The sequence below is a fragment of the Streptomyces sp. NPDC056347 genome (assembly GCF_042262625.1).
Lineage (GTDB): Bacteria > Actinomycetota > Actinomycetes > Streptomycetales > Streptomycetaceae > Streptomyces.
This window is the reverse complement of record NZ_JBHJQP010000010.1, coordinates 60,489-80,021: the sequence shown is the minus strand read 5'-3', so window position 1 is coordinate 80,021 and position 19,533 is coordinate 60,489. Positions and strand designations below refer to the sequence as shown.

The window sequence follows — 19,533 nt, the reverse complement described above, 5'->3', positions numbered from 1 at the left end:
GGTGCGGGCCCCGGCTTGTGCTGTCCCAGGGCCCCGGCCGGGCGGATCCGCCCGAGCACGGCCACGGCATTCCAGCAGTCCCATCGCAGTTCCGAGGAAATCCACCGGACGCCCCGGAACTCCTCAGGAATCCCCCAGGAGGGCAATTCCGTATGACCCGCTCCGAACGCCCGGACCGGCCCGCCCGCACCCGCCCGTCGAGGGGCCGCGGCGCGGCCCCGGCCAGGGCAACCGCCAAGGGTTCCGGCAAGGGACCCGGCAAGGTCTCGTCCCGTCGCAGGGCCACGCCGCCGCAGGGCGAGTTCGCCCTGCCGGAGACCATGACCCCCGCCCTGCCCGCCGTGGAGGCGTTCGCCGAGCTGGACATGCCCCAGGCCCTGCTGAAGACCCTTGCCGCGCAGGGCGTCACCGAGCCGTTCCCGATCCAGGGCGCCACCCTGCCGAACTCGCTGGCCGGCCGGGACATCCTCGGCCGGGGCCGCACCGGCTCCGGCAAGACCCTCGCCTTCGGCCTCGCCCTGCTGGCCCGCACCGCCGGGCGGCGCGCCGAGCCGAAGGCGCCGCTGGCCCTCGTGCTCGTACCGACCCGTGAGCTGGCCCAGCAGGTCACCGACGCGCTGACGCCGTACGCGACCGCGCTGCAGCTGCGGCTGGCCACGGTCGTCGGCGGCATGTCGATCACCCGGCAGTCCGCCGCGCTGCGCCGGGGCACCGAGGTGCTCGTCGCCACGCCCGGCCGGCTGAAGGACCTCATCGAGCGAGGCGACTGCGAGCTCGGCCAGGTCGCCATCACCGTTCTCGACGAGGCCGACCAGATGGCCGACATGGGCTTCATGCCGCAGGTCGTCGGTCTGCTGAAGCAGGTCGAGCCGGACGGCCAGCGGATGCTGTTCTCCGCGACCCTCGACAAGAACATCGACCGGCTGGTCACGATGTTCCTGACCGATCCCGTCGTGCACTCGGTGGACCCGTCCGCCGGCGCGGTCACCACGATGGAGCACCATGTGCTGCACGTGGCCGACGCGACCGACAAGAAGACCGTCGCCACCATGATCGCCGCCCGGGACGGCCGGGTGATCATGTTCGTGGACACCAAGCGCGCCGCCGACCGGTTCGCCAAGCGGCTGCTCGCCAGCGGCGTGCGGGCCGCGGCCCTGCACGGCGGGCGCTCTCAGCCGCAGCGCAACCGGACCCTGGACCAGTTCAAGAACGGCCAGGTCACCGCGCTGGTGGCGACGAACGTGGCGGCCCGCGGCATCCATGTCGACGACCTCGACCTGGTCGTGAACGTGGACCCGCCGACCGACCACAAGGACTATCTGCACCGGGGCGGGCGCACCGCCCGCGCGGGGGAGTCCGGCAGTGTCGTCACGCTGGTGCTGCCCGAGGAGAAGCGGGACATGGTCCGGCTGATGGCGGACGCGGGCATCGCCCCGCGGACCACCCGGATCAGCTCCGGTGACGAGGAACTCGTCCGGATCACCGGCGCCCGCGAGCCGTCCGGCGTCGCGGTCGTCATCGAGGTCCCGCAGCCGACCCCGCCCAAGCAGCGCACCCGCTCCGCCGGCCGCGGCCGGCGCGGTGGCGGCGGCGGACAGGGCGGCGGCGAGCCCAGGGCCACGGGCGGAGCCTCCCGCGGCACCGGTACGGGCGGGGCTTCCCGCGCGGCGGGCACGGGCGGCGGCCGTACGGCGGGTTCGGGCGGCGGGCGTACCGCGGGCACGGGCGGTGGCGGCCGTGGCCGCGCCGGCGCGCGCACGTCGGGCGCCGGGCGTTCTTCCGGTCAGGGGCGCGGCGGCGCGTCGGCGGGGCGCGGCGGCAGGGCCGCGTAACCCGCCGTTGACCGCTGCCGGGGGCGGTGCCTGGTGCTGCTGGAGTACTAGGTGTCGCAGTCCAGGACCGTCCCGCACAGCCCGCACCGGGCCCGGACCGGGCCGCGCACCGGGACGCGGAGGCGCTGGTGGCACACCGGGCACGCGAAGGAGACCCGCAGCGCGTCCGGTGCGCCCGTGAAGGCGTACGGAGCACCGGGCGCCCCGGGGGTGCCCGGCCGCTCCCGGGCGCGGCGCCGGGCCTTCGCGTAGCGGCGGCGGTCCGACCGGCCCGCCGCCGCGAGCGGGGGCTCCCGGGTGTCTTGCAGCGCCCGCTCCCGCCCGGCCCGGAACGCCTCGTACGCCTGCGGGCTGGTGAACCACGGCGACGGGTCCTCGCCGAAGACGGCCGCCCGCTCGGCGAGGACGTAGCCGAACTCCTCCGGGGTGAGATAGCCGAGCTTCTGGCTGGAGACCGGGTCCTCGCGGAAGGCGTCGAGCAGCAGCCAGCCCGCGCCCAGGTAGGTGGTCACGGTGTCGGTGAGGATCTCGTTGTCCCGCGTACCGGGGAACGCCAGACCGAGCCGGTGCAGCAGCACATGGGTGACCTCGTGCGCGAGCGCGGCGCCGATGTCCCTGCGGTGGGTGCGGAAACGGTCGTTGAGCTGGACGAAGTACTCGGGCCCGGCGGCGAGTTCCACTTCGGCGGCGTGCTCCATCGCGCGGAAGGCGACGATCATGCGGGCGTCCGGCAGCCGCAGGTGCTGGACCACCGACCGGGCCACCCGCTGGGCGCCGAGATAGAGGTTCTCCCCGTCGCCGAAGGCGGCATCGGCGGCGGCGAGGCTGGTGCCGTAGGAGCGGACGCCGTCGGGGGAGAGCCGCCGGTACAGCGCGGTGATCGCGGACCGGACCGTTTCGAGGTGCGGGAATCCATGGACCACCGGGCTGCTGGTGGTCCGGCTGCTGCCGTCCGTCATGTCCCCCCGTCCCCGAGGATCGACCGGCCTTCACTGTAGCCGCAGGGGTGCGGTCGATCTTGGCCGGAAAGTGATCCTTGTGGGGGTCGTGATCATTTCCCGATAATCCCAAGCGTGCCTTTGTCGGGTCCATGACCAGGGTGTGGCATCGTGCCGCGCCCTCCCGGTCGGGACCCGGCCCGGGCACAGGTACTCCCCACGAGCACCACCGTGCACCCCCACAAGCACCCCCACCTGGCACACCCCCCACGAAAGAGGGCAGTTCCTTGAAGCAGCTTCTGCGTGCCGTGAAGAGATGTTCCGTCATAGCCGCCGTCGTCCTCGCGGGCTTCAGCCTCCAGCCCGCCGGAGCGTCCGCGGCCCCCCAGCCGGTCGTCGGCGGAACCCGCGCCGCCCAGGGCGAGTTCCCGTTCATGGTCCGGCTCTCGATGGGCTGCGGCGGCGCCCTGTACGCCAAGGACATCGTTCTCACCGCGGCGCACTGCGTGGACGGCTCGGGCAACAACACCTCCATCACCGCCACCGGGGGCGTCGTCGACCTCCAGTCGTCCAGCGCGATCAAGGTCAAGTCCACCAAGGTCCTCCAGGCCCCCGGCTACAACGGCGCGGGCAAGGACTGGGCGCTCATCAAGCTCGCCCAGCCCATCAACCAGCCGACCCTGAAGATCGCCACCACCACGGCGTACAACAACGGCACCTTCACCGTCGCCGGCTGGGGCGCGGCCACCGAGGGCGGCGCCCAGCAGCGCTACCTGCTGAAGGCATCCGTGCCCTTCGTCTCCGACGCCGAGTGCCAGGCCGCGTACGGCGGCGACCTGATCCCCGGCGACGAGATCTGCGCCGGGCTGGTCAGCACCGGCGGCGTGGACACCTGCCAGGGCGACTCCGGCGGCCCCATGTTCCGCAAGGACAACGCCGGAGCCTGGATCCAGGTCGGCATCGTCAGCTGGGGCAACGGCTGCGCCCGGCCCGGCTACCCCGGCGTGTACAGCGAGGTCTCGACCTTCGCCGCCAACATCGCGTCCGCGGCGGCCACGCTCTGACCCGGGCCCCGGCCTGAGTCACCCCTGAACGACCCCGGGGACGTCCGTGCGTACGGGCGTCCCCGGGCCCAGTTCCGCATACGGGGAGCCCGCCTCCTCCACCTCCAGCACCCACACCTCGTTGGTGCCCTCCCGCAGCACCGGCCCCGGCACGTACAGCGTCCGCTGCGCGCCCACCGACCAGTAGCGGCCCAGGCAGAAGCCGTTCACCCAGACGAATCCCCGCGTCCACCCCGGCAGTTCGAGCCCCGCGTGACCGGTCCCGGCCACTGCGTCGAGCTCGAACGTCCCCCGGAACAGCCCGCTCCCACCGGCCTCCCGGACCTCGTCGAACGTCACCCGCTCCACCGCGCCCGGCTCCTCGAACGCGTCCAGCCGCAGCGCCCGCGCCCGCACCCCGTGCAGGTACTGCCGCTCGTGCCGTATCCCGCCCGTGATCCCCTTGGGCTCGCCGAGCCGCGGCCCGTAGTTGACCCGCCCCAGCGACTCCACCCACAGCTCGACCTCCGCGGGCCCGGCCACCGGCTCCGCCAGGGCACTGTCCTCGGCCGTCAGCACCCCCGCCCGGACCCCGTCCACCCGCACCACGGCCCGGTCCCGCAGCCCCGTCACATCCAGCCCGTACGGCTGACGCGGACCCGGCACGGACACCCGGTAGCGCACCAGGCCCCGGTCGACGCCCAGCTCCTCGAAGGTCGGCGGCATCCCGGACGGCGCACCCTCCTCGTCGCCCAGCGCCTCCAGCACCGCGTCCAGCGACGCCCGCCCCGTCAGCCGGACCCGCACCCGTGCCGCCAGCCCCACCGGCTCGGCCGGCACCTCGGGCAGCGGCCCGTCCGCGTACTCGGCCAGCACCTCCCGGAACAGCCGGAACTTCTCCGTCGCCCGGCCGTACTCGTCGACCGGCGCGTCGTAGTCGTACGAGGTCACCGTCGGCAGGAAGTCCTGGTCCTGCACCGGGCCCGACCGGTTCGCCCCCGCCCACCCGGCGAAGTTCGTCCCGCCGTGCGCCATGTAGATGTTCACCGACGCCCCGCACTCCAGGATCTCCCGCAGCGCCTCGGCGGCCGGCTCCGGAGCGCGCACCACCGGCTCGGCACCCCAGTGCTCGAACCAGCCGCACCAGAACTCCATGCACATCAGCGGACCCCTCGGCTGATGACGGCGCAGCACCTCGAAGGCCTCCCGCGCCCCCGAACCGAAGTTCGCCGTGGCCAGCAGCCCCGGCACGGAACCACCCGTGAGCATGTGGTCCTCCGGCCCGTCGGAGGTGAACAGCGGTACGGTCACCCCGCGTTCGCGCAGCATCCCGGCCACCCGCCGGAGATAGACCTGGTCGGAGCCGAAGCTCCCGTACTCGTTCTCCGCCTGAACCATGATCACCGGGCCGCCGCGCCCGATCTGCCGCTGCACCACCTGCGGCAGCAGCGCGCCGAACCAGCGCTCCACCGCCTCCAGATACCCCTCGTCCCGGGAACGCACCCGCCGCCCGAACCGCCCCGTCACCCAGACCGGCAGACCGCCGTTCTCCCACTCGGCGCAGATGTACGGGCCCGGGCGCACGATCGCCCACAGCCCGGCCCGCTGCGCCGCGTCCAGGAACCGGCCGAGCGCGCCCACGTCCCGCAGCCGGCCCGGCCGCGGCTCGTGCAGATTCCACGGTACGTACGTCTCGACGCAGTTCAGGCCCATGGCGCGGAGCATCGACAGCCTGTGGTCCCACTGCGCCTCGTGCACCCGGAAGTAGTGCAGGGCCCCCGACAGCAGCCGTACGGGCTTCCCGTCGAGCCGGAAGTGGTCGTCCCCCACGGTGAAGTCAGCCATCGTGCTCGTACTCTCCTGTGCGTGCGGCCCCCGGGAAACGCGCGCACCCGGGTCGTACGACGGCACGCACCACGGAGCGGGCGAACCCGGGAGGGATGTTGCCACCACCCTCGCCCCCTGGCGTCCGGCCGGTCCATGGACAAAGATCACTACTGTTTGGACGTAATTGTTCGGACCAGTGTCTGATCCACGTCTGATCTGCGTCCGATCTGGAGCGACATGGGTCATGAAGAGCGCGACAACGATCACGAAGAGGGAGTGAGGACGCCGATGTACCACACCTGGATGCGGTTCTTCACCCCCAGCCCGCTCCACCACCGGCTGGGCCTGGTCTGCCTGGGAGTGGGGCTCCAGCACGGCGCCCTGCCGACGGTCGGCCCGCGCACCCTGGACCATCACGTGGCCGTCGTCGTCCACTCCGGCAGCGGCTGGTTCACCGGGTCCGACGGCCGCCGGGTGCCCGTCACCGCGCCCAGTCTGATCTGGCTCACCCCCGGCACCCCGCACCACTACGGCGCCGACCCCGGCACCGGCTGGGACGAGAGCTTCGTCGACTTCACCGGCCCCGCCACCGCCACCTACACCGAACTCGGCTACATCGAGCCCGACCGGCCACTGGTCCCGCTCGCCGACACCGCCGCGCCACGTGCCGCGATCAGCCGGATCGTCCGCGCGGCCCGCCGAGGCAATCCGCTGCTGGAGGTGGAGACCGGTGCCGCCGTCCATGAGCTGCTCGTCGCGCTCAGGCGGGCCCGCGCCGATGTCAGCCCCGACGGCGACCCCGTCCTGCAGGCCCTCGCCCGGGACGCCTTCCAGCCACTTTCGGTCGCCGAGCACGCCGCCCGGCACGGCATGACCACCGCCGAACTGCGGACGGCGGTGCGGCGGGGCGCCGGGTGCAGCCCCAAGGACTACCTCCTGGGCATCCGGCTCGGCCGCGCCAAGGAACTCCTCGCCGCCACGGACCTGCCCGTCGCCGCCGTCGCCCGGCGCGTCGGCTACGACGACCCGGCGTACTTCTCCCGGCTCTTCGCCCGCCGGGTCGGCACCGCCCCCGTCCGCTTCCGCGAGCAGCAGGGGCGCAACGTCCCCGGCGGCTGGAGCGATCGGGTTCCGGACCCGGAGCATCCGCCGACGATCATCCCGCCGGGCCCGGCCGTCTAAGCTCGCTGACCATGACGACGAGTGACATCGACGCGTCCGTGAGCGCGGAACTGAACCGGCTGCGCGAGAGCATCGACAACATTGACGCCGCTGTGGTCCACATGCTCGCCGAGCGTTTCAAATGCACCCAGCAGGTCGGCCACCTCAAGGCCGCCCACCACCTGCCCCCCGCCGACCCGGCCCGCGAGGGCCGGCAGATCGCCCGGCTGAGGCAGCTCGCGGAGAGCGCGCACCTCGACCCGGCCTTCGCCGAGAAGCTGCTGAACTTCATCGTGGCGGAGGTCATCCGCCACCACGAACGGATCGCGGAGGAATCCGCCGACACCGACCGCTGACCACCGGTCGCCGATCACCGGCCACCGGCCAACGATCACAGACCACCGACCACCAGGCCGGGCCGGCCGACCGGCACCGGTCAGTCGCGCGGGGACACGGGCACCGCGCCCCGGGACCATCCGCCCGGCGCCGCCCGCGCGCCGCACCGACCGCACCACCCCCGCGGTCACCAGCGGCCCGAACCCCGTGGCCGGCACGACGACCCCGGTGGCGGCCGACTCGTTCACATGGCCGCCCCGGCCCACCGGCCCGGGCGCCCCGCCGCCCGCCCGGCCCGGCAGGACCAGCGGCCCCACCCCCACCAGGGCGGGCAGCACCCACCCCACGCTCTCGCGGCGCGCACCCCGCGCCGACAGCAGCGCGCCCGCGGCCGGCAGCACCGCGCAGCCCAGCACCGGAAGCACCGCGTACCCCAGTCATCACTCCGGCCACTGCCCACCACCGCACCCCGACCGGCCCGCCCGACACCGTGCCGGACGCCTCCCGCCGCCCGGCCGGTTGCGGAAAAATCCAACCGGCCGGGCACCACGCTCAGCCGTGCGAGAACCCGACTGCGGGCGGCCCATCGCGTACGGCAGCATGGACACATGTCCGTACTGACGCGCGACGAAGCGCAGACCCGAGCCCAGTTCCTCGACGTGCACCACTACACGATCGACCTCGACCTGACCGTGGGGGAGGAGACCTTCGACTCCCGGACCGTCATCCGGTTCACCGCGGCCGAGGCCGGGGACACCTTCGTCGAGCTCAAGCCGGCCACCCTGCGCTCGATCACCCTCGACGGACACCCCCTCGACCCCGCCGACCTCGTCGAGAACCGCTTCCCGCTCACCGGCCTCACCCCCGGCGCCCACGAACTGCGCGTCGACGCCGCCATGCGCTACTCCCGCACCGGCGAGGGCATGCACCGCTTCACCGACCCGGCCGACGGCGAGACCTACGTCTACACCCAGCTCTTCATGGAGGACGTCCAGCGCGTCTTCGCCGCCTTCGACCAGCCCGACCTCAAGTCCGTCTTCGCGCTCACCGTCACCGCCCCCGAAAGCTGGACCGTCCTCGGCAACGGCATCGCCGAACACCGGGGCCAGGGCCGCTGGGAGCTGGCCGCCACACCACTGATCTCCACCTACCTCGTCGCCGTCGCCGCGGGCCCCTGGCACTCCGTCACCACCGAGCACGCCGGACTGCCCTTCGGCATCCACTGCCGCCGCTCGCTCGCCCCCCACCTCGACACCGACGCCGACGAGATCCTCGACATCACCCGGGCCTGCTTCGACCGCTTCCACGAGAAGTTCGACGAGCCCTACCCCTTCGACTCCTACGACCAGGCCTTCGTCCCCGAGTTCAACGCGGGCGCCATGGAGAACCCCGGCCTCGTCACCTTCCGCGACGAATTCATCTACCGCTCCGCCGTCACCGACACCGAGCGCCAGACCCGCGGCATGGTCATCGCCCACGAGATGGCCCACATGTGGTTCGGCGACCTGGTCACCCTCGCCTGGTGGGACGACATCTGGCTCAACGAGTCCTTCGCCGAGTACATGGGCTACCAGACCCTCGCCGAGGCCACCCGGTTCACCGACACCTGGGTCGACTTCGGCGTCGTCCGCAAGGGCTGGGGATACGACGCCGACCAGCGCCCCTCCACCCACCCCGTCGCCCCCGACCCGGACGCCGTCCCCGACACCGCGTCCGCGCTGCTCAACTTCGACGGCATCTCCTACGCCAAGGGCGCCTCCGCCCTGCGCCAACTCGTCGCCTGGCTCGGCGAGAAGGACTTCCTGGCCGGCATCAACGCCCACTTCGCCCGCCACAAATTCGCCAACGCCACCCTCGCCGACTTCGTCGACAACCTGGCCTCCGCCACCGACCGCGACGTCCACGCCTGGGCCGAGGCCTGGCTGCGCACCACCGGGGCCGACACCCTCACCTCCCGCGTGCAGGAGGCCGACGGCACCTGGACCCTCACCGTCGACCGCGAGGGCAGCCGCCCCCACCGCATCGCCGTCGGCGCCTACGACCGGGCCCCCGACCCGCACACCGGCGCCGACGCACTCACCCTGCGCGAACGGTTCGAGATCGACGTCCCGCACAACGGCACCCCCGAAACCCGCCCGGGCCACCGCCCCGCCCTCCTCGTCCTCAACGACGGCGACCTCGGCTACGCCAAGATCCGCCTCGACCCCCGCTCCTGGGAAACCGCCCTCACCGACCTCTCCGGCATCCCCGACGCCCTCACCCGCGCCGTCGTCTGGAACGCCGCCCGCGACATGGTCCGCGACGGGGAACTCGCCCCCACCGCCTACCTCGAAGCCGCCCGCACCCACCTCCCGCACGAGACCGACCTCGCCCTCGCCCAGGGCGTCCTCGCCTTCGCGGGCCTCCACATCATCCGCCAGTACCTCACCCCCGAACAGCGCCCCGCCGGCCACGCCACCCTCACCGCCCTCTGCCGCGACCTCATCCGCCGCACCGAGGACGGCCACAACCCCGGCCTCCGCCTCGTCGCCGTACGCCACCTCATCGACGCCGCCACCCAGCCCGACACCATCCAGGACTGGCTCACCAACGGCACCGTCCCCGGCGGCCCCGAACTCGACCCCGAACTGCGCTGGCGCATCCTCACCCGCCTCGCCGTCCTCGGCGCCACCGACGAGGCCACCATCGCCGCCGCACTCGAACAGGACCCCAGCGCCACCGGACAGGAAGGCGCCGCCCGCTGCCGCGCCGCCCTCCCCACCCCCGAGGCCAAGGAAGCCGCCTGGCAAGCCCTGTTCCACGACGACACCCTCTCCAACTACCTGTTCAGCGCCACCGCCCAGGGCTTCTGGCAGCCCGAACAGGCCGACCTCGTACGCCCCTACGTCGCCCGCTTCTACCCCGACGCCACCGCACTCGCCACCCGCCGCGGCAACGCCATCGCCGAAGCCGCCGGAACCCACGCCTTCCCCATCCCCGTCGTCGACACCGACCACCTCCACCTCGGCGAACAGACCCTGAACAACGGGGACCTCACCCCCGCCCTGCGCCGCAAGCTCACCGACCGCATCGACGACCTGCGCCGCGCCCTGACCGTACGCGAAGCCCACTGACCGCAGGCGAAGCCCACCGACCCACCCCGCACCACCTGTGCCCGGCGCCCCACGGGAAAGCGCCGGGCACAGCCATGTCCGCAACCACCCCGCTCACGGGCACACAACGACAACCGCCCCGTAACCCCCGACGAGCACACGACGACACCCACAGCACCCCGCCGCATCGCCCGAACGCCCCGGTACGCCCCGTACCTGACATCCCTCCGCCCCGCGACGCACCGCATCCCACACCGCGCACCAACCCACCGGGGAACACCGGACAGCCACTAGGCCGTGTTTTGAAAGTGGTGCACGATGGGGTCGACCGCGTACCGATCGGAAGAAGCATCGTGGTTGACCCCGTGCTCAAGCACGCCCTGCGCCATCTCCGCTCTGTGAAGTCGCAGCAGCCGTCCGATGTGGACTCCGTCGAGTTTGCTGACTGGCGGGAGAGGATTGCTGAGGCCTTGGACGCGTTGGCCTGTGTGTTGGTCTTCGAGGAGGACCGGGTCAGGGCCAGAGCAGAGGCAACAGCGGCGCGGGAGCAGGCTGCAAAGGTTCGACGCTGGGGTGAGATCGGGGCTAGGCCGTGTGCCGTAAGTCGCTGAGAGGCAACGTTGTGGCGGGCTGGAGCGTCCATGGGATTGCCAGACTCGGCTTGGCCAGGGTGTTGAGGGGGGCTCGTGGAGCGGGGTATGGGGAGGCAGGACGGTCCAGGGCGAGAGCTGAACGCTTATGAGAAGGTTCTCGCAGAGGACCGCCGCGTCATGCGCGAGATGCTCCGTGTGAGCATCGGCGGTGCCCATGCCGGGCTCGTCATAACGGTCTTCATCGTGGTCTTGTTCGCTGCCATTGGTGGCACCGTATGGGCTCTGATCGTTGGCGGAGCGGTTGCGTTCTGGTTCGCCGTCGCCCTTATCGCGGTTGCCGGTGGCGGTCGCCGCGGGTGGGCCGCAGTCAAGCGCGCTTACCTCTTGACTTTCAGCTGGGCCAGCTGGCTGTGATCGTCGGCGAGGGTATGGCCGACGCGAGCAGGCAGTATCGGCAGCTCCGTCCATCACAGCCATTCTCCGATCGCGGCGACAAGGATGGTGGCTTCGAAGCGGACAGCGAGTTTGTCGAATCGGGTCGCGACCGCCCGGTGCCTTTTGAGGCGGTTGATCCCGCACTCGACCGCATGGCGTTCGCGGTAGTCGACCGGGTCGAAGCGCGGCGGCCGGCCACCGCGGGCGCCGAGCCTTTGGCGGTTGCGCGCCTGGTCGGCCTTGTCCGGGATGGTGCAGCGGATCCCGCGTCGGCGCAGGTAGGCGCGGTTCCTGCGGGAGGCGTACGCCTTGTCCGCCCGCACCCGATCGGGGCGGACGCGTGGCGTGGCCGGCCCGGACCGATGCGGGGCACGCGGACCTTCTCCAGCACCGGTTCGAATTGCGGCGAGTCGCCGCGCTGCCCGGCCGTGATCACGATCGCCATGAGTTTCTGGCCCTGCTCAACGGCCAGGTGCAGCTTGGTGGTGAACCCGCCGCGTGAGCGACCCAGTCCGTGATCACGGGGCTCGGTGAACACACCGCCTGGCGGTTCCTTCTGCAGGTCACCCTGCTTGCGGGCCCCGGCCGCATGCTGATGAGCACGACAGACCGTGGAGTCGACGCTCAGGTCCCACGTGATCGCCCCCTTCGCGTCGGCCAGGGACTACAGCCGGGTCAGGACTTGGTACCAGGTGCCGTTCCGCTGCCACCGGCGGAACAAGTCGTAGACCCGGCCCCACGGCCCGTACTCGACGGGCACGTCCCGCCACGGAACACCTGTCCGGACCCGAAACCGTATGCCGTCGATCAACCGCCGCCGAGGCCAAACGGGCGGCCGGCCCGCCTTCGTGCCCTTCGGCAACAACGGCTCCAGCACCGCCCACTGCTCGTCCGTGAGATCTCCCCGACCCATGAACCGTGATCATCCACAGCCCAAGATCCACTTTCGACACACGCCCTAGCACCAAACCCGCCCCAGCACACCCCACCTCGACCACCATCCCCCTTTCGGGTTCAGAACTTTCGACTCCGTGCCCGGGCCCCGGCGAAACCCGGGCAAGCTGACACGTCGTCCCATGCCCCCACGCACCCGAAGGACCCCCACAGCCATGCCCACGCAGCCCCCGCCCCTCGCCGGAACCACCACCGGACCCGCCGCGCTGCGCCCCCTCCTCGACACCGTCCTCGCCGCCCTCCACGACGGAGCCCGCCGACGCGACGGCCCCCTCCCCACCGGCGGCCCCGACACCGTCACCACCCGGACACACGCAGCCACCCACCCCCTCATCCCCCAGCAGGGAACCGGCCCCCACCAAGCCCTGCGCACCCTCGTCACCACCCTCACCGAGGGCGCCGCCGACCCCGCCGACCCCCTCTGCACCGCACACCTCCACACCCCGCCCCTCGCCCTCGCCGCCGCCGCCGACCTCGCCGCCAGCGCCCTCAACCCCTCCATGGACTCCTGGGACCAGGCCCCCGCCGCCTCCGCCCTCGAAGCCGACACCACCGCCGCCCTCGCCGCCGAGGTATACCCCCACCACACCGACCCCGACGCCCTCATCACCACCGGCGGCACCGAGGCCAACCAGCTCGCCCTCCTCCTCTCCCGCGAACGCAACGGCCCCGTACAGACCATCTGCGCCGCCAACGCCCACCACAGCATCACCCGCGCCGCCTGGCTCCTCGGCCTCCCCGCCCCCGCCGTCATCCCCGCCCCCGACGGCGTCATGGACCTCGCCGCACTCGACGAAGCCCTCACCGCACTCCACCCACCCCTCCTCGTCACCGCCACCGCCGGCACCACCGACACCGGCCGCATCGACCCCCTCGCCGACATCGCCGACCTCTGCGCCACCCACGGCGCCGAACTCCACATCGACGCCGCCTACGGCGGACCCCTCCTCTTCAGCCCCACCCACCGCGGCAAGGTCCACGGCCTCGACCGCGCCCACAGCGTCACCCTCGACCTGCACAAACTCGGCTGGCAACCCGCCCCAGCAGGAATCCTCGCCGTCCCCCACCGCCACCACCTCACCCCCCTCCACCACCAGGCCCCCTACCTCAACGCCCACGACGACACCGAAGCCGGCCTCCCCGACCTCCTCGGCCGCTCCCTGCGCACCACCCGCCGACCCGACGCCCTCAAGATCGCCGTAACCCTCCAAGCACTCGGCCGCACCGGACTCGCCGACCTCGTCGACCGCACCCTCGCCACCGCCCACCACCTCGCCGACCTCATCGCCGAGACCCCCGGCCTCGACCTCTACGACCGCCCCACCATCAGCACCGTCCTCTTCCGCCCCACCGACGCCGACGACGAAACCGTCGCCACCATCCGCCGCACCCTCCTCACCCAGGGCCGCGCCGTCCTCGGCCGCGCCCACGCCGACAACCGCCTCTGGCTCAAAGCCACCCTCCTCAACCCCCACACCACCCCCCACCACCTGCGCACCCTCCTCGACCTGGTGCGCCGACCCACCCACGAGACCCCGGAAGGCAACACCCCCCGATGACCGACCAGCCCACCCCCGACACCGACCAGCCACACGACCTCATCGGCATCGGCATCGGCCCCTTCAACCTCTCCCTCGCCGCCCTCGCCCAAGGCATCCCCGGCCACCCACACCCCCTCGACACCGCCTTCTACGAACAACGCCCCGCCTTCCACTGGCACCCCGGCCTCCTCATCGACGGAGCCAGCCTCCAAGTCCCCTTCCTCGCCGACCTCGTCACCCTCGCCGACCCCACCAGCCCCTGGACCTTCCTCAACTACCTCCGCAGCCGCGACCGCCTCTTCCCCTTCTACTTCGCCGAACGCTTCCACATCCAACGCGCCGAGTACGACGCCTACTGCCGCTGGGTCACCGGACAACTCCCCGGACTCCACTTCAGCCACCAGATCGACGCCGTCCGCTGGAACCACCGACGCGCCCTCTTCGAGATCGACTTCACCCAACTCGACCACGACGGCGAAGCCCAGGCACTCGGCCGCACCCACGCCCGCCACATCGCCCTCGGCGTCGGCACCGAACCCCACGTCCCCGAACCCCTCGAACCCCTCGTCGAAGCCGACGACATCCCCGTCATCCACTCCGCCGACTACCTCCACCACCGGCAAGAACTCCTCGACGCCCACCACATCACCGTCATCGGCTCCGGCCAGTCCGGCGCCGAAATCTTCCTCGACCTCCTGCGCGCCCGCCCCGCCGGCCGCGAGAACCTCCACTGGCTCGCCCGCACCCAGGCCTTCGCCCCCATGGAGTACTCGAAACTCGGCCTCGAACACTTCACCCCCGACTACAGCCGCTACTTCCACGCCCTGCCCGAAACCGTCCGCGACGAACTCGTCCCCCACCAGTGGCAGCTCCACAAAGGCATCGACGCCGACACCATCGCCGCCATCCACGACGAGCTCTACCGCCGCACCCTCCACGGCGGCTGGCCCGACACCACCCTCACCCCCGGCGTCCGCGTACGCGCCGCCGGACGCACCACCCACACCCGCATCGAACTCCACCTCGAACACACCCAGCAGAACAGCCGCACCCGGATCACCACCGACGCCGTCGTCCTCGCCACCGGCTACCGCGAACGCTCCCTCGACCGCATCCTCGGCTCCCTCGACCCCTACCTGCACCGCGACACCTCCGGACGCCCCCGCATCGACGACCGGTTCCGCCTCGTCCTCGACCCCACCGTCACCGGAAACATCTACGTACAGAACGCCGAACGCCACACCCACGGCGTAGGCGCCCCCGACCTGGGACTCGCCGCCTGGCGCAGCGCCACCATCCTCAACGACCTCACCGGCACCAACCCCTACCCCCTCCCCGAACGCACCGCCTTCACCACCTTCGGCCTCACCCCCCAAGGCCCCGGCATCCCCACCCACAGCCCCGACCTCATCCCCCTCGCCCACAACAACTGACCCCCACCACACAGAAGGCGGCCGCCCCCTCCCGAAGGAGAAGACGGCCGCCCGCCGACAGCACCGGTCAGAAGACCGGCGTACCCTCACGGGTCAGACGCCAGTCCACCGAAGCGAACTGCGCACTGTCCACCGACCCCTTCGCCTGCACCCAGGCGATGATCGTGTTCCGGATCTCCTCGGAGTTCGCCCACAGCCGCTTGGCACCCGCCACATGCGGGAAGTTGCCCCCACCGCTGGCCCGGTAGTTGTTCACCGCCAGCACGAACCGCGCCGCCGGATCCACCGGCTTGCCCTCGAACGCCAGATTCACGATCCGCGAACCGTTCGGCTTCGCGATGTCGATCTCGTACGTCAGACCCGACACCGCGTCGTAGTTGTAGTCCGGGGTGTTGCCCGCGTTCGTCAGCTTCGCCGTGTCCACCGGCACACCCGCCGCCGTCTGCACGTAGTACCGCGCCGAGAACTCCAGATAGTCCCGCAGCTGGGCGCCCGTCAGCAGCCGCGCCTCAAGCGTGTTCTCGAAGGGATACAGCCCCGCCGCGTCCTTGATCGTCACGTTCCCGGCAGGGATCCGCGCCGTACGCGAGAAACACGAAGCCTGCGAAAGCACCGGCAGCGCCGCGTACTCCCCGCCCGCCAGCGCCGCCTTCACCGTCTCCGCCTGGACGACATTGATCAGATCGATGATCGGCTCGTCCTTCCAGGCCGCCTCCGCCGTGGTCATCGCCGCCGTCGACGTACCGATGACCTGATTGACGTAGGCCACCACCTTCTTGTGCTCGTCCGCCAGCAGCCGGGTGATCTTCGGGTCCTCCGCCACGGTGTTGGAGTTCAGCACCCGCGAACCGGCCCGCTCCACCACCCAGCGGCCCTTCTCCCACACCAGGTCGAAGTCGAACAGAGTCAGCCGCTGCCCCCACTTCAGCGGCTCCGACAGCACGACCTTCTTCCCGGTCTCCTTGTTCTCCACGAAGTACTCGGGGATCTCCAGATGCGCGTGACCGACCAGGATCGCGTCGATCCCCGGCACCTGCTCGGCCACCAGCGCCGCCGCGTTCTCCACGTACGGCACCTGGTCCCCGTACGACGAGGTACCACTCGTACCCGAGTGCGCCGAGACGATCACCACGTCCGCACCCATCGAACGCATCCGCGGCACGAACTTCGCCGCCTGCTCCTCCAGCCCCGGGAACACCATCTTCCCGCCGACGTTCGCCTTGTCCCAGATCGCGATACCCGGGTTGGTCAACCCCAGGATCCCGACCTTCACGTCCCGGCCCTGCGGCGTGCGCAGCTCCTTGATGACATACGGGGCGAACGCCGGCCGCAGCGACTTCGCGTCCAGCGCGTTCGCGCCCAGCAGCGGGAAGTCGCACTGCTCCTCGAACTTCCGCAGCACCGGAATGCCGTAGTTGAACTCATGGTTGCCGAGCGCCGCCGCGTCGTACCCGATCGCGTTCATCGCCTGCGCCATCGGATGCACCGGACCACGCTTCGCCGTGATCGGGTCGATCTTGGCGTAGTAGTACGAGAGCTGGGTGCCCTGGATCGTGTCACCCGCGTCGATCATCAGCGTGTTCCGACGGCCCTTCTCCTGGCGGATCTGCTCCACCAGCGTCGAGATCTTCGCCAGGCCGACGTCGTTGCGGTCCTTGTCGTCGAACTCCTTGTCCGTGAAGTAGTCCCAGTTGAAGACGTTCCCGTGCAGGTCCGTCGTGCCCATCACGGTGAACGAGTACCGCTTCTGCGGACGCCCGTGACCGTGGCCCTTGCCGGGGCCGTCGGCCGCGGCGGGCACCGCGGAAGCCCCCGCGACCGCCACACCCGCACCGGCGGCCGCCGATGCGCCCAGGAACGTCCTACGGTTCAGCGGCATTTCTTCTCCCACATCTCAGCTCTCACGCGCTTCAGTTCCCACGCGTTCCGTTCGCGCCCCGCGTGGCCCGGCACACCACTCGGCCGACCGCGCACAACGCGCGTAGATAATGTCGCAGGAGCCGCACCCGGCAACACCCCCCACGGGTTTCGATCTGATGACCAGCCGCTGTCGGACCCGGATGCCACAGTGGAACCATGACCCACGCACCGCCACCCCACGGCACCCCCGAACACCCCCGCGTCGCCGTCCGGGGCGACGCCCGCCTCGAAGTCGACCCCGAGACCGCCCGCCTCGCCATCACCGTCACCGCCCGCGGCAAGGACCGCCGCCACGCCCTCGACGACCTCACCCGCCGCAATCACCAGGTGCTCGAACTCGCCCGCGGCTACGGACCAGCCGTGGAAAAACTCGAAACCGGCGCATTCTCCCTCACACCCGAACTCGCCCAGCCGGGACGGAACGAAAAAATCCGCGCCTACCACGGCCGCGTACACATCACCGCCGTCCTCAACGATTTCACCGCCCTCGGCGAATTCACCACCCGAATCGCCGACCTCGAAATGACCCGGGTCAACGGCCCCTGGTGGGGCCTGCGCCCCGATTCACCAGCACACGCCGAAGCCCGCCGCCTCGCCGTCCACGCCGCCGTCCAACGCGCCCGGGAGTACGCCGGAGCCCTCGGAGCCCAACTCACCGCACTCGTCGAACTCGCCGACCTCGGCGCGGAGAACGCCGCCCCGCCCACCCCGGTCGCTCCCGGCGCCCCGCGCGGCCGCGCCGCCTACCAGGGAGCCGCGGCCGAGCCCGCCGCCCTCGATCTCGAACCCCAGCGCCAGACCGTCTGCGCCCAGGTCAATGCCAGATTCATCATGTCACCGCCAAAACTCTGACCAGCCGATGGAAAATGCTCATCCGAGCACCCCGGCGCACAATTCAGCACTTGTCAATAACCCTTCATCCAATGGTCGTTGAGCAGTCACAGGACGCCAATCAACTACCCGTAGGTAAGGGCTAGGGTCGAAGCATGCGCCGAGCGAAAATTGTTTGCACCCTGGGCCCCGCCGTCGACACGTACGACCGGATCAAGGCGTTGATCGAAGCGGGAATGGACATCGCCCGCCTCAACCTCAGCCACGGCACCTACGCGGAACACGAGGAGCGGTACCACCGCGTACGCAAGGCCTCCGGCGAGCTCGGGCGCAGCGTCGGCGTCCTCGCCGACCTCCAGGGACCGAAGATCCGCCTCGGCTGCTTCCGCGAGGGCCCCGTGCTCCTCGAACGCGGCGACACCTTCACCATCACCGTCGAACCCGTCGAGGGCGACCGCCACATCTGCGGCACCACCTACGACGGGCTCGCCGCCGACGTCACGCCGGGCGAGCGCATCCTCGTCGACGACGGCCGGGTCACCCTCGAGGTCACCGAGGTCGACGGCCCCCGGGTCCGTACCACCGTCGTCGAGGGCGGCATGGTCTCCGACCACAAGGGCCTCAACCTCCCGGGCGTCGCCGTCTCCGTCCCCGCGCTCTCCGAGAAGGACATCGAGGACCTCCGCTGGGCCCTGCGCACCGGCGCCGACGTCATCGCCCTCTCCTTCGTGCGCAGCGGACGCGACATCGAGGACGTCCACCGCATCATGGACGAGGAGGGCCGCCGGCTCCCCGTCATCGCCAAGGTGGAGAAGCCCCAGGCCGTCGAGAACATCGACGGCATCGTCGCCGCCTTCGACGGCATCATGGTCGCCCGCGGCGACCTCGGCGTCGAAATGCCCCTGGAACAGGTGCCGATCGTCCAGAAGCGCGCGGTCAAGCTCGCCAAGCGCAACGCCAAGCCGGTCATCGTCGCCACCCAGATGCTCGACTCGATGATCGACAACTCGCGCCCCACCCGCGCCGAGGCCTCCGACGTCGCCAACGCGGTCATCGACGGCACGGACGCGGTGATGCTCTCCGGCGAGACCAGTGTCGGCAAGCACCCGGTCGAGACGGTCCGCACGATGTCCCGCATCGTGGAGGCCGCCGAGGAGGACATCCTCGCCAAGGGACTCCCGCCGCTGACCGACCGCAACAAGCCCCGCACCCAGGGCGGCGCGGTGGCCCGCGCGGCGGCCGAGATGGGCGACTTCCTCGGCGCGAAGTTCCTGGTCGCCTTCACCCAGAGCGGCGACACGGTCCGTCGTCTCTCCCGCTACCGCTCGCCCATCCCGCTCCTGGCCTTCACCCCGGACCCGGCCACCCGCGCCCAGCTGAACCTGACCTGGGGCGTGGAGACCTTCCTCGGCCCGGAGGTGGACTCGACGGACGCCATGGTCGCCCAGGTCGACGAGGAGCTCCTGAGGATCGGCCGCTGCGAGAAGGGTGACGTCGTGGTCATCACGGCCGGCTCCCCGCCGGGCGTCCCGGGCTCGACGAACCTGGTCCGGGTGCACCACATCGGCGAGGACGACAGCCCGAAGTAGGCCGGTCG

13 protein-coding genes and 1 pseudogene are annotated in these 19,533 nt (G+C 71.4%); 10 read left to right on the top strand and 4 right to left on the bottom strand.

Translation table 11 applies throughout. The annotated features are described in order from the left end of the window. The first annotated feature begins 152 nt into the window (after positions 1-152). Positions 153-1,832, top strand: coding sequence for a DEAD/DEAH box helicase (locus ACFCV8_RS04735; protein ID WP_376683786.1), 1,680 nt, complete (start codon positions 153-155; stop codon positions 1,830-1,832). 47 nt (positions 1,833-1,879) lie between these two features. Here the strand turns inward: ACFCV8_RS04735 and ACFCV8_RS04730 are convergent, their stop codons facing one another. After that, the gene (locus ACFCV8_RS04730; RefSeq protein ID WP_376683785.1) at positions 1,880-2,791 is read right to left on the bottom strand and encodes a hypothetical protein; all 912 of its coding nucleotides are present in this window, start codon (positions 2,789-2,791) and stop codon (positions 1,880-1,882) included. Between the two features lie 266 nt (positions 2,792-3,057). Here ACFCV8_RS04730 and ACFCV8_RS04725 point away from each other — a divergent pair, with 266 nt between their 5' ends. Beyond that, complete coding sequence (locus tag ACFCV8_RS04725) at positions 3,058-3,834, top strand: trypsin-like serine protease (protein WP_376683784.1); 777 nt, start codon at positions 3,058-3,060, stop codon at positions 3,832-3,834. Between the two features lie 18 nt (positions 3,835-3,852). Here the strand turns inward: ACFCV8_RS04725 and ACFCV8_RS04720 are convergent, their stop codons facing one another. Next, entirely contained in the window at positions 3,853-5,658 is a 1,806-nt protein-coding gene (locus ACFCV8_RS04720) for a beta-galactosidase family protein (protein ID WP_376683783.1), read from the bottom strand. Between the two features lie 270 nt (positions 5,659-5,928). Between ACFCV8_RS04720 and ACFCV8_RS04715 the strand changes: the two genes are divergently transcribed. The 4 genes from ACFCV8_RS04715 (at position 5,929) to ACFCV8_RS04700 (ending at position 11,236) form a co-directional block, all read left to right on the top strand. Beyond that, the gene (locus ACFCV8_RS04715; RefSeq protein WP_376683792.1) at positions 5,929-6,822 is read left to right on the top strand and encodes a helix-turn-helix domain-containing protein; all 894 of its coding nucleotides are present in this window, start codon (positions 5,929-5,931) and stop codon (positions 6,820-6,822) included. 11 nt (positions 6,823-6,833) lie between these two features. Further along, positions 6,834-7,157 (top strand): chorismate mutase, encoded by a 324-nt coding sequence (locus ACFCV8_RS04710; RefSeq protein WP_376683782.1) that lies wholly within the window; start codon positions 6,834-6,836, stop codon positions 7,155-7,157. A gap of 588 nt (positions 7,158-7,745) precedes the next feature. Further along, entirely contained in the window at positions 7,746-10,250 is a 2,505-nt protein-coding gene (gene pepN / locus ACFCV8_RS04705) for an aminopeptidase N (RefSeq protein WP_376683781.1), read from the top strand. Between the two features lie 749 nt (positions 10,251-10,999). Further along, on the top strand, positions 11,000-11,236 hold the full coding sequence (locus ACFCV8_RS04700; RefSeq protein WP_376683780.1) for a hypothetical protein: 237 nt from the start codon (positions 11,000-11,002) through the stop codon (positions 11,234-11,236). Positions 11,237-11,289: 53 nt separating this feature from the next. Here the strand turns inward: ACFCV8_RS04700 and ACFCV8_RS04695 are convergent. Next, positions 11,290-12,170 (bottom strand): annotated as a pseudogene (locus ACFCV8_RS04695) (IS5 family transposase). Positions 12,171-12,366: 196 nt separating this feature from the next. On the opposite strand from ACFCV8_RS04695, the gene ACFCV8_RS04690 reads away from it, so the two are divergent. After that, a complete protein-coding gene (locus ACFCV8_RS04690; RefSeq protein WP_376683779.1) occupies positions 12,367-13,770 on the top strand; it encodes a pyridoxal phosphate-dependent decarboxylase family protein in 1,404 nt (467 codons plus the stop codon). Beyond that, positions 13,767-15,185 carry a lysine N(6)-hydroxylase/L-ornithine N(5)-oxygenase family protein gene (locus tag ACFCV8_RS04685; RefSeq protein ID WP_376683778.1) on the top strand — a complete coding sequence of 473 codons (1,419 nt, stop codon included), beginning with the start codon at positions 13,767-13,769 and terminating at the stop codon, positions 15,183-15,185. The genes ACFCV8_RS04690 and ACFCV8_RS04685 overlap by 4 nt, the downstream gene beginning before the upstream one ends. A gap of 67 nt (positions 15,186-15,252) precedes the next feature. Here ACFCV8_RS04685 and ACFCV8_RS04680 read toward each other — a convergent pair whose 3' ends face one another. Continuing rightward, a complete protein-coding gene (locus ACFCV8_RS04680; RefSeq protein WP_376683777.1) occupies positions 15,253-17,064 on the bottom strand; it encodes a bifunctional metallophosphatase/5'-nucleotidase in 1,812 nt (603 codons plus the stop codon). Between the two features lie 197 nt (positions 17,065-17,261). On the opposite strand from ACFCV8_RS04680, the gene ACFCV8_RS04675 reads away from it, so the two are divergent. Further along, entirely contained in the window at positions 17,262-17,957 is a 696-nt protein-coding gene (locus tag ACFCV8_RS04675; protein ID WP_376683776.1) for an SIMPL domain-containing protein, read from the top strand. Positions 17,958-18,091: 134 nt separating this feature from the next. Further along, the gene (gene pyk, locus ACFCV8_RS04670; RefSeq protein WP_376683775.1) at positions 18,092-19,525 is read left to right on the top strand and encodes a pyruvate kinase; all 1,434 of its coding nucleotides are present in this window, start codon (positions 18,092-18,094) and stop codon (positions 19,523-19,525) included. Positions 19,526-19,533 lie beyond the last annotated feature (8 nt).